This window comes from Ectobacillus sp. JY-23, assembly GCF_023022965.1.
Taxonomy (GTDB): Bacteria; Bacillota; Bacilli; order Bacillales; family Bacillaceae_G; genus Ectobacillus.
The window spans coordinates 745,297-759,590 of record NZ_CP095462.1 but is presented as its reverse complement, the minus strand read 5'-3'; the positions used below and the strand labels follow the sequence as shown (position 1 = coordinate 759,590).

Genomic DNA, 14,294 nt, shown 5'->3' with positions numbered 1-14,294 from the left:
TAGCTTTTATTACAAATACCCACGCTGTAAGCATGGGTATTTGTTACGTAGAGAATATCAAATATAATAAATGATCTGTAGGGGGAAATGGATTGATTAAACTCGTTAAAAACCATCATAACGAATGTTTGTATTGGGAAGTTTGTGCAAAGGGTAGGATGTTACTAGTTCATTATGGAGTGGTTGGTGATATTGGATGGAAGAAAGAAATACAGTTATTGCCGTTTCAAAGAGCTGAGAAGGAAATGAAAAAGTTAGCTGTAGAGCTAGTTTTCAATGGATGCGAAGAGTTAGAAGAAGATAATTTAATAGCATTTATTGTGCAGTATCCCTATGAGGAGGAGGGAATAGAAGAAGCACTTAAAAAAGATATCTTGTGGAAGATATAATGAACGAGTGCCTAGGGTGGACTGGAAATGGTCATTGTGATGGTGAGGATATTGGAAGTGGAACTATCAATATTTTTAATTTTGTAATTGATGTAAAAAAAGCTTTACGTTCTACGCTTAATGAATTTTCCCAAAATAATTTACTTGAAGGTGTAAAGATAGCTTGTGAAAATGCCGAAGGAAACTACGTTTTGTTATATCCAGAAGGAAGAGAATTCAATTTAATGGGATAGAGCGTGTCGCGCAACACTCATCTTTATACAAAAAATGTACATAAAACAGCCTGGTTCTTAACTGATATTAGATAAAGAAAATAAAAACAGGAGGTGTATCGGAACAATTAAACACTAATAGCGCAGGTTATTGATGCTTGTTGTATCCTCTCATCAGTATCGCAGAAACAGGCAAAACAACACCATTTGCGACCTACAAGTATGACGACGACGGTCGCCGCATTGAAAAAACAGTAAATGGCATCACAACCCGTTATCATTATGACGGCGACAGCATCAATGTATTGTATGAAACAAATACAAGCGGTGCGGTACTGCGGCAGTACGTGTACAATGCGAACGGCGTACGTCTCGCGATGAAAACGCAAGGCCAAACGTTCTACTATCACTACAACCCACATGGTGATGTCATTGCGATGACAGACAGCACAGGCAAAGTCATGGCGCAATATACGTACGATGCGTGGGGCAATGTGCTGACAAGCAGTGCAGAAGGCTTAGCAGTAGATAATCCGTTTGGATATGCGGGATACATGTATGATAAAGAAATCGGCATGTATTACCTCATGGCGCGGTATTACCATCCGGTGCATGGTGTGTTTATTTCGGTAGACCCAGATCCGGGTGATGCGGATGACCCAATTACGCAGAATGGGTATACGTATGCTGATAATAACCCGGTGATGGGTGTAGATCCAGATGGAAACGCATTTTGGCTTGTAGTGAATGGTGGATTTGCTGTATATGATGGATATTCAGCTTATAAAGCTGGAGCGTCACCTAGAAAGATTATTCAAAAAGCAGCACTTGGAGCAATAGGTGGCGGAAGAATAAAGCTAGCCAAAGGACTTATTAGAGGGGTAAAATATAAGAAAGTAACTTCTCACTATAGTCATTTAAAGGATTCAAGAAGTGTAGGGCGCGGTAAAAATTTTACAAAAAAGCAAAAAGAAAAAATAATTGCAGAAAATATGAGAAGAAACAAAGGTGTAGTCAGATCAGATTTATCTGGTAAAGTACTCTGTAGGCCTAAGAGGAATAAAAGGGGAGTGAAACCATGCCCTAATGAATGGGCAATAGACCATATGATAGCGAGAAGTAAGAGGGGACCTAATAGCTTTAAAAATGCTCAAGTATTGTCTCGTGCAGAAAACAGAAAAAAATGGAATAGATGAAGAAGGAGGAATTTAAATGAATGTAAATGTACATGAGTTCAATCTTACGAGTAATGAGCTATGGAAAGGATGCATGTTAGCATCAATTGCACATGCGATTATGGTAGCTCACTCCCCAATGTTTGCCCATGAACATTCATGGGACGGTAATAATTATAATATACAAGATAGTCAAGGAGCCCGTGGAACTGTAACATTTCACTCTAGTTATTGTGTAGCAGCATTGTATGATGCTGCTAGTACTAGAAATAATCATTTAAAGCCAGCTCTAGAATATTTTGAAGGAGCATCACAATCCGTTAAAAAAATTGCAAAAACTGAAACACTACAGTATCTATTGGAAGAAGAAGATGGAAAGGTAGTTCCTGTTATTACAACGTCTTTTTGGGGAGATTCATCCACAATCTATTCATTAGACTCCTTTAATGATATGCAAGAGCATAGTGGATTTATATTAGAAAATCAATTCATAAATATAAAACTGGCAAAGGAAGCATGGATAGAATATCATGAAATGGATAACAATCAAGTCTTATTGTTAGAGTCTATATATCAAAGAAAAGTTACTAACCCTAACCAGGATATTATATTGTCTCAAGCAGAAATAGAGATGATTGGAACAAAAGACTTAGAAGGACTTGAGGAAAGTAGAACTTCTTTCTCTGAAATTGGAATTAAACTAACTTTATGATACCGTTAGGATGGAAAATATGCTAATCTACATCCTTTGTATAAATTTATTTGGGACTAATGCAATCTCAGACTTTAATTAAAAAAACTCTTACAAAATATTCTGAATTCAATTCACATTAATGAAGAGAGTAGTGACATTACTAGTATATAGAGAAATTTTAATAATTATTAGCCCACGTCTAAGAGACGTGGGCATTTTGCATTACAGTACTAGACCCAGTACCAACGTTGCTGTAACCAGGGGCAAAGTAGCAAATCATGGTACACTATTTCTACTTTGCTCCATCTGATATTAAGTAAAGAGAATAGTAAGCCCGAATTATAAAAATAAGCGCACCTTTACGGTACGCATCGCAAATAGCCGTATATCATTCACTTTTTCATGAGATATACGGCTATTTTATTTTCCACATGCTGTTTGGATGTGTTTGGACCAAGGCATGTATTGATTTAATACTGCTGGGTTACGATGGATATCTTGATATTAAGTAAAGAGAGTAGACACAGATATTTTACAATTATGCAGCATTTTTAGAGTACATACGTTCGTATTCAGATGGAGAACGATACCCCAAGGTCGAGTGAATACGTTGGTTATTGTAAAATATTTCTATATACTCAAAGAGCTGTTGTTTCGCTTCCTCACGTGTCGCAAACTTCGTCTGGTAGACGAGCTCTCGCTTGAGAATCCCGTGAAAGGACTCGATGCAGGCATTGTCGTAACAGTTGTCCTTGCGGCTCATACTGCCTTGCATCCCGTATTGAGCCAGGCGCTTTTGATATTCCAGCGAGGCATATTGGCTTCCTCTGTCGCTGTGATGGAGCACCGAACCCTTCGGTTTTTGTCGCATGTGGGGTTGTTCCAGCGCCTTCAGGACGAGCTCTTTTGTCATGCGGTCACTCATATGCCAGCCAACGATTTTGCGCGAGTATAAGTCCATGAGCGTCGCGAGGTAGAGCCATCCCTCATCTGTCGGGATGTAGGTGATGTCCGCTACCCACTTCTCATTGGGCTTAGTCGCGACGAACGACTGATCCAGCACATTTTCCTGCACAGGGTGGTTATGCTTACTGTTCGTCGTCGCTTTGTACTTTTTTACAGTGCGAGACTTCAGCCCTTCTGCTTTCATGATGCGCGCCACCGTGCGTTGCGAAATGCTGACGCCCTCTTGGTTCAGCTTCTTGGCCACTTTTGGGCTGCCGTAGAGCTGGTGTGAACGAAGGAACACTTCCTTCACCTGCACGGTCCATTCTTTGCGTTGCTTGTCACGCTGGCTTTCGTCTCTGTCGCGCCACTTGTAGTATCCACTTCGAGATACATGTAATACCTTGCACATCTTCTCCAATCGGTACTCGAAGCGGTGTTCATGAATGAACTGGTACCTTACCGATGGTCTCTCGCGAAGAAGTGCATCGCCTTTTTTAGGATGGCGTTCTCCTCCTCCAAATCCTTGATGCGCTTTCTCATCTCCCGCAGTTCATGTTCTTCGGAGGAAAACACCTGAAGGCTCTGAATCTCTGGTTCCTTGGTATATTTCTTTTTCCAGCCATGCAGGGTATCCACGCTGATCTTCAGTTCCCGGGCCACTTGGGCTACACTCTTCCCCTCCGAAACCAGGTACTGCACCGTTTGTTTCTTAAAGTCTTCATCATATCGTTTCATGTAGACACCTCATCCTCAATTTCTCTCTTATTATAATCTGTGTCTACACTCTAGTCTAACATCAAATTGAGGAGAATCTACAGTGACCAAACGAGAAAGACGAACGTTTACAGACGAGTTTAAGCACCAAATCGTTCAACTGTATCTAAGTGGAAAGCCTAGAAAAGATATCATTCGTGAGTATAATTTGACACCATCTTCTTTAGATAAATGAATCTATCGTAGTCAAGTGGTCAGATCTTTCAAGAAAAAAGATAACCTGACAGAGGAACAAGCAGAGCTCATCAAATTACGTAAACAAGTGAAACAGCTTGAAATGGAAAATGACATTTTAAAGCAAGCAGCGCTGATACGAGGACGAAAGTAATTTTTATCAAGAATAATCAACACAAATACGAGGGTATCAGCAATGTGCAAAGTCCTACAAATACAAAGAAGTACCTATTATTATGAGGCAAAAGAGCGCAAGTCAGAAGACGATGTAACATCGGCCATCATTGAGATCTTTCGTCAAAGCCGAGAAAACTATGGCACACGAAAAATGAAGGTAGAGCTGAAAAAACAAGGACACTCTGTTTCCTGGCGGAGAATTGGTCGAATTATGAAGGAACAAGGCCTTGTCTCCAGTTACACGGTTGCACAATTTAAACCGCAACCCAAGCCGTGTAACGAGTCAGAACAGGTGAATGAACTTAACCGAGAATTTCAACAAGAAGAGGAGCTAACAACTGTCGTAAGCGATTTAACATATGTAAGAGTCAATCAAAAATGGCATTACGTATGTGTATTTGTCGACCTCTTTAACCGAGAAATCATCGGTTACAGTGCTGGTGCACAAAAGGACGCACCCTTGGTTTATAAGGCGTTTGCATCGATTCAAAAGGACTTGCGCCACATTCAAATGTTTCATACAGATCGTGGCAGCGAGTTTAAAAATAAACTCATTGATGAAGTGCTAGAAACGTTTCAAATTCGGCGTTCTCTGCACATGAAGGGTTGCCCATATGACAATGCCGTAGCTGAGGCTACTTTCAAAATCATCAAAACGGAGTTTGTCAAAGGGCAGCGTTTTAAGAGCTTAGCAGACTTGGAGAGAGAGTTACGAGATTATGTCCATTGGTTTAATCATATTAGAATTCATGAGACATTAGATTACATGAGCCCGATGGGATATAAGAGGACACACCTTAACAAAACTGTCTAGTTTAGTGTTGACAATCCAAACTGCATAACATATGATCAAGGATCATCATAACTAATAAGCAATTTTTTGTGGTAAGTAGCTACATAACTAACTGTAAAGGTAATGCAACTATTACAATATCTATAAATTAAAAAATGTACCTTTTTTTCTCCACCTAAGGACAAAAGATATCTACTTGAATTAATAATTTGCAACGTCTCTAAGGAATAAGGCGTTATTAAATGTATACAGTCCTTATTTGTTGAGGTGTTAAGTAGAAAGGTATTTGTGCTATTGATTTGAGCACGTGGAGTTTCAACCAATTCTGATCCAGATGGTTGATGTGTTGTTTGTACCATGGTTTCCCCTAATAACGAGTTAGGCAGCAATTCTTTTTTTAATGTTTCTCCCTTGCATACATCAAAGTAAGGGGTTAGATTATTTATGTTGATTGATAGTTCTATTTCGTTAAGTTGCTGAAGAATTTCAGCAACTATTTTTTTGGCTCGTTTATCAAGTTCTGAAAGAGTTAAGTTCCCGTTTATTATATTCAATACTTGTTGGGCCCGATACTTTGTACATTTACCGCGCGTTTGAATATCGTCTAAAGAAGGGATATTCTTAATAAAGACAATTTCAGAAAGGGTTTTTCTTCTAAACTTCTCATCTTCTAGAAATCTTTTAACGCTAGATTTTGAACGGAGTCTTAATTCATAGCGATAGTAGTTCTGAAATAAAGATTCTATGTTCTTTCCCTTATTACACATTTCTTTAACTTTATCGTAAATTGCATGACGTATAGGGGAATTTTGTTGGAATCCGTAATAAGTTGTATTCTCATATTGATTATTGTACTGTCTGTTCGTATTAATACAAATTGTATGATACTTTGACAGATCTTGATCAAAATCAAAATTGATGTGCATTTCAGAGATTATAAGATCTTGCATGGTAGCAACAAATTCATTAAAAAATGGAAGGAATGCATCAATGTTACGCATGGCTTTATTAGGATTAAACTCATATCTGACAGGAAGATGCGCGAATATATCCTTAGTATATGGAGTGTAGAACTCTCCAAAAGATCTCGTTAGAACATACTTTTGTTCATAACTTAATTTGCCGAACCGAAATCCTTTTTTTCTTTTGTTATTATATTTAAATGTACTCTTAATTTGATTGTTACGCTTATACTTTATTAACTTATTAAAGAACGGCAAAGTGCGCACTTGAACATTTTCTTCAAACTCTCCGTATTGCACCGTAGCAGCTTTGCTTAATGTTTTAGTATCTCCACCATTAATATTTAGACGCTTTATGCCTACTACTCGTCTATCATCACTGCGTTGCTTTGATACGTCTTTTAAAGCGCCTGTGTATATAACTTTGTCTATACCTGTGGCGAATGCTTTAATTCTCATACTAACTATGCTCCTTGCTGTATTAAGTGGTCATCAACATAACCATTAAGAAACATAGAAAGCAATAACTAATAATCTAAAAATAACTATGAAATTTGGTGGAAGGGGTTTTTTAAAAGAGAGGAAATAGTGACATCGCATAGAGGGACATGCGGGTATAACTACAAATAGTTATCTTTGCAATATAGCGCTTGAAAATTATCTACTATTTAATATAAGAAAAATGAAATTTTTTCGGTGTGAGAGATCATTTTGAAAGGTGTTTAATAAGCATTTTTTACGAATACGTTAGTATAGGTTACTTCTGTGCCAAATCACTATATGGTAAACTTATAAGGACCACAGCTTACACAATCTAATTATAGAAAGTGCAGGTGTAAGTATGGACTTTGATAAGATACTGAAACATGGGAAGAAAGGGTTTTATTTTCGGACAGATGTAGGAAAAGATCCTGTTACAGGTAAACGAACACAAAAAAGTTTTGGACCGTATAAAAACAAAGCAGAAGCAAAAAAGGCGTTCATTGAGATAAAAAATCATGTCAATGAGGGCAGTTACTTTGAGCCTTCAGATCAGCTTTTTGAAGGATTTATTACAGAATGGTTTGAGACAATCTATAAAACACAAGTTCATGTAAGTACAGCAGAAAGTCGTAAGTATATGATTGAGAAGAGGGTAATCCCATACTTTAAAAAACGACCCCTAAAAGGCATGACGAAACAATTGATGGCAAAGTTTATTGCTGATCAAGCAAATGATGGTTGTAGCGCCGCTTACATTAAAAATTTATATTCCCTGCTTAACCAAGCATTTGATACCGCTGTTGATTGGAAATTAATAAAAGAAAACCCTATTAAAGGTATAAAAAAACCGTCTGTGAAGAGTGGAAATAAGACTGATAAAACTTGGGGAAAAGAAGAGATTAATGCTTTTCTTCTTATGGCTTCAGAGAGAGGTGTTACTGTTCCGTATATCTTAAGCATCAATACAGGCCTTCGGCGCGGAGAGTTATTGGCTCTTATATGGAAAGATTTAGATTGGGAAAATGGAACGATAAGAATTGACAAGAGTGTTTATCGAGTAAAAGGAGAAGGGCTAAAAATAGGACCAACCAAAACGGAAAACTCTAATAGGACAATACCTCTTGCTGATTATGTAATCAATGTGTTGCGCCAACATAAAGCTGTACAAGAGAGTATAAAGGATTATTATGGGGAAGGCTTCAATCCATTAGACCTTGTGTTCCCTTCGGAGAATGGAAATATTATGGATCCTGATAATTTTAGCAGGCAATTTAGAAAGATAGTTGAAAAATTACAGGTTAAGAAAATATCCCTCCATGGATTGCGTCATACACATGCGACAATCTTAATGAAGGCAGGGGTAAATGCTAAGGTAGTAGCTGATCGTTTGGGGCATTCCCGCGTACAGATTACGCTAGATTATTATACACACACGGATGAAGAAGTGCAGAAGCAAACATCAGAGATATTAGCAGGCTTTCTACACAATGAATAAAAAATGAAATAGAGACGTGCAGATTTTGTGCAGATTTTTAAAATGCAGACAGATCAGCGCGGCGTGTAAAGAAATAAAAAAAGCCAAAACCCTTATATATCAAGGATTTTGACCTCTTTGAAAGTATGGAGCATAGGGGGCTCGAACCCCTGACCTCTACGCTGCCAGCGTAGCGCTCTCCCAGCTGAGCTAATGCCCCGTTTGTGTCATGATATTATTGTACACGGTTTCATGAAGAAATACAATAAAAATTTTCATAATTTTAAATATATAAGTATGTTTGCGAATGTATGGTATGGGTATTAACTTTTCCAAAATTTAAAAAATAAAGTTTTTTCTCTGCAACGTTATGATAGAATATAAGAATAAAAATAGGGTGTGAGGCGAATAGATTCGCTATCTGATCCATGTTACATAAGGGAGAGGTTTTAACATGAAGGGAAAGCTTCTTTGGGGAATCATCTGGTTTGTCATTATATGCGGTGCTGGTGCCATCGGTTATTTTGGTGCGCCGTATATTATGGATAAGAAACAAATCGGTATCAAGAAAGAAACAGCATCGGCACCAATCGAGGAAGCAACACCCGCGGGTATTAGTGACAGTGTATATGCATTTGTAAGTACATATCATAAGACGTTAAATGATCTAACAGGTTGGGGGCAAATTAATTCTCCGGAATGGACTACTGTACATACGTATGCGGGAGAAATTGTAAAAAAAGTTGATGAGATGCAATATGCGGGGGATGCAAACTTAGAACAAGATTTAAAAGCAATCCGTCAGCTTGCAGCAGATTTACAGCGAAGTAAAAGTAAGCGTGATTTAACAAAATTACATCGTTACTTTCATGATTTGGATGTGGTAATGAATCGGGCGAATGGAGACGGGAATTACTATAAAGTATCAAAGTGGGGGAATGCGCATAAATAGGAAGATGTTATACGTTCTTTTAATTTTTAAAACGATACATATGCTAGGGAGAACTTCATTTAGGTTTGTTAGTATCTAATAGAGGTAAAGGAGAAAACATGATAACAGACAATATATTTGAAGGAACATATGTAAGACTTGGGATGGCAAGATCGGAAGATGTGGAAGTGATGGCAAAGTGGGGTGAATCTTCAGTGTATTTGCGCCATGTTGATACAGATATTGCTTTCCCGGGTGGTAGAGAATTTACGGGGGGATTAAAGTCAAACAGTGTTTCATTTCGTTTACGCAGCAAAGAAACTGATATGTTAGTTGGATTTGTTGCTCTTCACGGTATTGAATGGAACAATCGAACAGGTTTATTGGCGATTGGAATTGGTGAAGAGCATTTAAGAAATAAAGGGTACGGTACAGATGCCTTACAATTGATCTTGCGTTATGCATTTTACGAATTAAATCTTGATCGTGTGGGTTTAGACGTTATTTCATATAACCAGCGCGCAATTCGTACATATGAAAAAGTAGGTTTTATCGTTGAGGGGGCGATGAGATCAGCTGTATATCGAGATGGTAAACGGTACGATCGAATTATTATGGGTATATTAAAATCTGAATGGGAAGCAAAGCTAACGAATACTATGCATAAAATATAAGCTCCGCCACACACTAATGACAAAAGGTGAGGTAGGTGACTTATAATGAACATCAATGATAACGATAAAGCGATTATTGAACAGGCGCTAAAAGCAGCCGCTGCGAATACAACAGATTATCAGGAAATTTATCAATATGAAAGCGTACTAGAAAAGATGGGAAAGAAGTCAAAAGCGCAAACAGATGGCTTTCGCTATGATTATGACGATTCCTCAGATGTATAAAAGCTGATGCGGTGGCATCAGCTTTTATTTTTTTTCGATACAATATATTTGTTATGGTTGATGCTGATAAGACAAAAAGATTACTTTGAGGTGATAGCGTAGTTGCACCTCAGCAACATATATTTTCATATAACCTCTCTTCAAAACATGTGGTAGCGACGGCTACAAAGATCTTTATACTTTTTGCGTGTGTTGCGTTTGATGCATGTTGGACAAATGACCGTTCTTGAATCTAATTTTTGTATGGTACTATTCTGGGAGTTTTCAACACATTTCAGCGTGTATAGCACGTAAAGCAGGGAAGCGGACTAATGCTGAGAATGTATTCATATAGTCATACAAAAGGAGGTGAGTGTTGTGTCTGATGCGGTAGGATTGTTTTTCACTATCATATTGGAAATTGTTATCTTTGGTTTTGCCAACTTTGCTGCGTTTAAATATTCTGCTGATGATATAAAAAGAAGAATCATAGCTGGCGTTCTATTTCTACTATGTACACCCATTGTGTACGTCATTACCTTTTTCTTTGTACTAATTTACGATGAAAGCGGCTGGGGTGCAGGTATATTGACGGTCATTTTCAGTGGGCTTTATATGATTAATGGCGTTATTATTGTATTGTCGGCACTTCATTTATATATGAAAAACCTTAAGTAACATGTTATGAAATTGTTAAAATGGAAGTAAAGGTTTACTTTTGTTTAAGATATAATAGAGGGAGAGGAGGGAAGCATGTGCGCAATAGACCGACACTGCCCGTCCAAAAGACAGTGATAGAAAGAGTTCTCAATATCATTTCTATCATTCTATTAGTTGGAATGATTGGTTATGTTGCTGCGATGTGGGGAAGTATTGGTAATCGAGTTCCTATTCACTTTAACGCAGTTGGTAAACCTGACGCATGGAGCGGGAAATTTTCTATCACTGGTATTTTGATTGTACCTGTTGCTTTATATATGTTCTTAACGTTTCTTGGGAATCGTCCGCATACACATAATTATTTGGTGGAAATTACCGAGGAGAATGCACAGCGTCAATATAAGAATTCACGTTTGATGCTAAGTTGGCTAAAAATAATTTTAATAGCAACCTTTGCGTATGATACATGGCGTACAGTAGACATTTCACTTGGCCGTGCAAATGGTTTAGGAACATATAGTGCAGTTGTATTTATAGGTTTATTATTTGGTACCATTGCTATTTTTATCTTTCGAAGCATACGTTTAAAATGAAGAAGCTGCAGTTTTATGCTGCAGCTTCTTTTGGTGTTTTTTTCTGTACATAAAGTAGGCGCATGGAGAGAAAAAGGGCGCCAAATGCGAGTCCGGAAATGAGGCCGACCCAGTAGCCTTTTGCAGCTAAATCCGTTTGTATTGCAAGGATATGACCGAGTGGTAAGCCAATAATCCAATAGGCGATGAGCGTCATAATCAGCGCCGCATTTACATCTTTATAGCCACGCAATGCCCCTTGTACAGGTGTTGCAATTGCGTCTGAGATTTGAAACAAAATGGCATACAATAAAAATTGCTGTGCCAATTCACGAACGACGGGGTCAGTTGTGTAAATGGCTGCGACTTGTTCGTCAAAAACAAAAATAACAACAGAGTAGAGCAGTGCAAACACAAGTGCGATCCCAATCCCAAGCCAACTATACACTTTTGCATCATGAAGGCGATTTGCACCTACTTCAAACCCAACAGCAATTGTCATTGCCATGGCTAAGCTAAGCGGTGTCATATAGAGCATAGAAGCAAAATTCAACGCAGCTTGATGCGCTGCGATTGTATTGGTATCAAAGCTACTCATCAGCAGCGTGACTGCGGCGAAAATGCTAGTTTCAAAGAAAATAGCAAAACCAATCGGCACGCCCAGCTTCAACAGTTCCTTCCACTTGGCAAACGAAACGCGATATAAACGTTTAAAAATACCAAACGGTGCGAAGGGGTATTTTGTATGAATCATGTAAATGGCAATTAATAAAATGCACCAATACGTAACAGCGGAAGCAATACCGGCACCAACACCGCCAAGACGTGGAAAGCCGAACTTTCCAAAAATGAGTACATAGTTTAATAAAATATTAATGGGTAACGATAATAGTGTAATAAACATCGTTACCCTTGTTTTGCCAAGAGCATCAATAAAGCAGCGCAAAACAGTATATACAAATAATGGTACAATCCCGAATGAAAGAGCGAGCAAAAAGTTTGCAGCGATGGTCCGAACGTTGGATTCTAAATTCATATGACTAAGAATGGGAGAAACCGCAAACGTACCAATCAAAATAACAGCCAATGCGGCAGTGATGGCAAGGTAGATTGCTTGCATAATAACCGGAGCCACTTCGTGTTCTCTTTTTGCTCCTTTTAGCTGTGCCACAGTTGGCGTGACTGACAGTAAAATGCCTGTTAAACCAGTGCTGGCTGGAATCCAAATACTTGTTCCGATTGCCACGCCCGCCAGATCTGCTGAGCTGGCATGACCCGACATCATTGTGTCAAAAAAGCTCATGGAAAATAAGGCAATTTGCGTAATAAAAACTGGGAAAAACAAAATGAAAAATTGCTTTAATTTTTGAGTAAAGGTAGTAGTTTGTACCATGGCAGCTCCTTTCTTGTAGCAAAATACGTTCATTATAACACACGGACCTGTGTTTGAGTGAAAGAAAAATAAAAAGAAGCTTCTAAATGAATAGAAACTTCTCGCATTAACAGTGAAAGGACTTAGTTTGCTAAGTCCTCTTTTTCTATTGTACATGAATCGGTACTTTTTTACGGGTGTCAATTCCAGCGTCAATATCAACTTTAATTAAAAAATACACATCTTTTTCTGAATCGTGTTCGCTTGCTGGATACAAGGTATGTGTGAATGGAAAGCTTCTTGTTTCATCGGGGGCAATTATAAACTCATCTCTTGTTACGGCAGTAGCAGAGAGCAACTCTTTTTCACTCATGGGTAGGTCAGCAAAGCCACGGTACAACTCTAAATTCACTGCGTTGATATGTTGTTTTGTTTTCCCTCCCTTAACAATAACTTCACCATGAATTTGTTCACTTGGCTTGTATGTGTCTTTTGGTATATGTAAATGTACTTCAGCCGCGCCTTTTCCAAGCTTGGCCATAAAACGTTTTAGCATGCTGTCACGCTCCTGGTTGCATAAAATAGATAAAGTTCTGTCATAAGACTGTGGCTAGTATACCAAAAAAAGAAAGAGACCATGCGGGTGTTACCTAACTGTGATAATTTTGTAATACCTTTATGACATTTGCAATAAGATTTGCTTTTCTAATGTTAGAAAAAACAATGCGGTTTTTGTCAAAATGAGGTATGATGGATAAGTATGCTTTGTAAGGGAGGTTTCTGGTTTGGCGGATTGGTTAATTGGATTGATAATGGGAATCGTGGAGGGGCTTACCGAGTTTTTACCGGTATCTTCGACGGGCCATATGATTTTAGTAGGACATTTAATTGGATTTGAAGGCGAAAGAGCAAAAACATTTGAGGTTGTCGTACAACTCGGCTCTATTATGGCAGTCGTTGTTGTGTTTTGGAAGCGTCTTTGGACACTGGTTGGTGTCGGTCGCAAAAAGAGCGGTGCATCTTTGAATTTAATTCATATTTTACTTGGTATGCTCCCTGCGGCAGTACTAGGCTTTTTGTTTCACGACGCAATTAAAGAAGTATTGTTTGGACCAGGTCCGGTCGTTATCAGCTTAATTGCTGGTGGTATTTTAATGATTGTAGCGGAAAAGTTTTCAAAAACCAGCACGGCACAAACACTGGATGAAATTACGTATAAACAGGCCTTGTATATTGGTTTATTTCAATGTTTAGCGCTGTGGCCGGGCTTTTCACGATCCGGTTCCACAATTGCCGGGGGCCTTTTATGCCGTGTATCTCACACGACGGCAGCGGAATTCACATTTATTTTAGCAGTACCGATGATGCTTGGCGCTTCTGGTTTAGATTTAATTAAAAACTGGGACATACTATCAGCTGCGGATTTACCGTTGTTTGTAACGGGATTTGTCACGGCCTTTGTTGTAGCGATGCTTGCAATTGTATCGTTCTTGAAGTTGTTAGCACGCGTAAAACTTACGCCATTTGCATACTATCGCTTTGCATTGGCAGCACTGTTTTATATTTTCGTTATGATGTAAGGAGCCCAATGGCTCCTTTTCATATAAGTCAACAGAAGTATAAAAA

Annotated in this window: 14 protein-coding genes, 1 tRNA gene and 2 pseudogenes; 12 read left to right on the top strand and 5 right to left on the bottom strand. The window is 38.4% G+C overall.

The annotated features are described in order from the left end of the window. Positions 1-92 precede the first annotated feature (92 nt). From MUG87_RS03970 to MUG87_RS03955, 4 genes and pseudogenes are all read left to right on the top strand, one after another. Positions 93-389 carry a hypothetical protein gene (locus MUG87_RS03970; protein WP_247085729.1) on the top strand — a complete coding sequence of 99 codons (297 nt, stop codon included), beginning with the start codon at positions 93-95 and terminating at the stop codon, positions 387-389. Next, positions 389-622 carry a hypothetical protein gene (locus MUG87_RS03965; protein ID WP_247085727.1) on the top strand — a complete coding sequence of 78 codons (234 nt, stop codon included), beginning with the start codon at positions 389-391 and terminating at the stop codon, positions 620-622. Before MUG87_RS03970 ends, MUG87_RS03965 begins: the two co-directional genes overlap by 1 nt. Before the next feature lie 149 nt (positions 623-771). Beyond that, a pseudogene (locus MUG87_RS03960) lies at positions 772-1,329 on the top strand (RHS repeat-associated core domain-containing protein); the annotation flags it as partial. Between the two features lie 484 nt (positions 1,330-1,813). Beyond that, positions 1,814-2,488 carry a hypothetical protein gene (locus tag MUG87_RS03955; protein ID WP_247085725.1) on the top strand — a complete coding sequence of 225 codons (675 nt, stop codon included), beginning with the start codon at positions 1,814-1,816 and terminating at the stop codon, positions 2,486-2,488. Positions 2,489-3,008: 520 nt separating this feature from the next. Here the strand turns inward: MUG87_RS03955 and MUG87_RS03950 are convergent. Next, positions 3,009-4,153 (bottom strand): IS3 family transposase gene (locus tag MUG87_RS03950; protein WP_247085723.1). Its coding sequence is split into 2 segments (ribosomal slippage): positions 3,009-3,907 and positions 3,907-4,153, totalling 1,146 coding nucleotides; the frame shifts between segments, so codons are not numbered across the junction. A gap of 82 nt (positions 4,154-4,235) precedes the next feature. Between MUG87_RS03950 and MUG87_RS03945 the strand changes: the two are divergent. Beyond that, positions 4,236-5,357, top strand: a pseudogene (locus tag MUG87_RS03945) (IS3 family transposase). A 35-nt stretch (positions 5,358-5,392) separates the two neighbouring features. Here the strand turns inward: MUG87_RS03945 and MUG87_RS03940 are convergent. Then, positions 5,393-6,757, bottom strand: coding sequence for a hypothetical protein (locus MUG87_RS03940; RefSeq protein WP_247085721.1), 1,365 nt, complete (start codon positions 6,755-6,757; stop codon positions 5,393-5,395). A gap of 382 nt (positions 6,758-7,139) precedes the next feature. On the opposite strand from MUG87_RS03940, the gene MUG87_RS03935 reads away from it, so the two are divergent. Then, entirely contained in the window at positions 7,140-8,276 is a 1,137-nt protein-coding gene (locus MUG87_RS03935) for a tyrosine-type recombinase/integrase (RefSeq protein ID WP_247085719.1), read from the top strand. A 126-nt stretch (positions 8,277-8,402) separates the two neighbouring features. Here the strand turns inward: MUG87_RS03935 and MUG87_RS03930 are convergent. Beyond that, a tRNA-Ala gene (locus tag MUG87_RS03930) sits at positions 8,403-8,475 on the bottom strand. 234 nt (positions 8,476-8,709) lie between these two features. Here MUG87_RS03930 and MUG87_RS03925 point away from each other — a divergent pair. From MUG87_RS03925 to MUG87_RS03905, 5 genes are all read left to right on the top strand, one after another. After that, positions 8,710-9,207, top strand: a complete 498-nt coding sequence (locus MUG87_RS03925) for a hypothetical protein (protein WP_247085717.1) — start codon at positions 8,710-8,712, stop codon at positions 9,205-9,207. 98 nt (positions 9,208-9,305) lie between these two features. Next, positions 9,306-9,860 carry a GNAT family N-acetyltransferase gene (locus tag MUG87_RS03920; protein ID WP_124562978.1) on the top strand — a complete coding sequence of 185 codons (555 nt, stop codon included), beginning with the start codon at positions 9,306-9,308 and terminating at the stop codon, positions 9,858-9,860. Positions 9,861-9,905: 45 nt separating this feature from the next. Then, positions 9,906-10,085 carry a hypothetical protein gene (locus MUG87_RS03915; protein ID WP_247085715.1) on the top strand — a complete coding sequence of 60 codons (180 nt, stop codon included), beginning with the start codon at positions 9,906-9,908 and terminating at the stop codon, positions 10,083-10,085. Between the two features lie 357 nt (positions 10,086-10,442). Next, positions 10,443-10,742: a hypothetical protein gene (locus tag MUG87_RS03910; protein WP_247085713.1), complete on the top strand. Its 300-nt coding sequence runs from the start codon at positions 10,443-10,445 to the stop codon at positions 10,740-10,742. Between the two features lie 77 nt (positions 10,743-10,819). Continuing rightward, positions 10,820-11,317 (top strand): DUF1648 domain-containing protein, encoded by a 498-nt coding sequence (locus MUG87_RS03905; protein WP_247085711.1) that lies wholly within the window; start codon positions 10,820-10,822, stop codon positions 11,315-11,317. Positions 11,318-11,330: 13 nt separating this feature from the next. Here the strand turns inward: MUG87_RS03905 and MUG87_RS03900 are convergent, their stop codons facing one another. After that, on the bottom strand, positions 11,331-12,689 hold the full coding sequence (locus MUG87_RS03900; RefSeq protein WP_247085709.1) for an MATE family efflux transporter: 1,359 nt from the start codon (positions 12,687-12,689) through the stop codon (positions 11,331-11,333). 145 nt (positions 12,690-12,834) lie between these two features. Next, positions 12,835-13,224 (bottom strand): sporulation protein, encoded by a 390-nt coding sequence (locus MUG87_RS03895; protein ID WP_247085707.1) that lies wholly within the window; start codon positions 13,222-13,224, stop codon positions 12,835-12,837. Between the two features lie 229 nt (positions 13,225-13,453). On the opposite strand from MUG87_RS03895, the gene bacA reads away from it, so the two are divergent. After that, positions 13,454-14,248 carry an undecaprenyl-diphosphate phosphatase gene (bacA, locus tag MUG87_RS03890; RefSeq protein WP_247085705.1) on the top strand — a complete coding sequence of 265 codons (795 nt, stop codon included), beginning with the start codon at positions 13,454-13,456 and terminating at the stop codon, positions 14,246-14,248. The last annotated feature ends 46 nt before the right edge of the window (positions 14,249-14,294 follow it).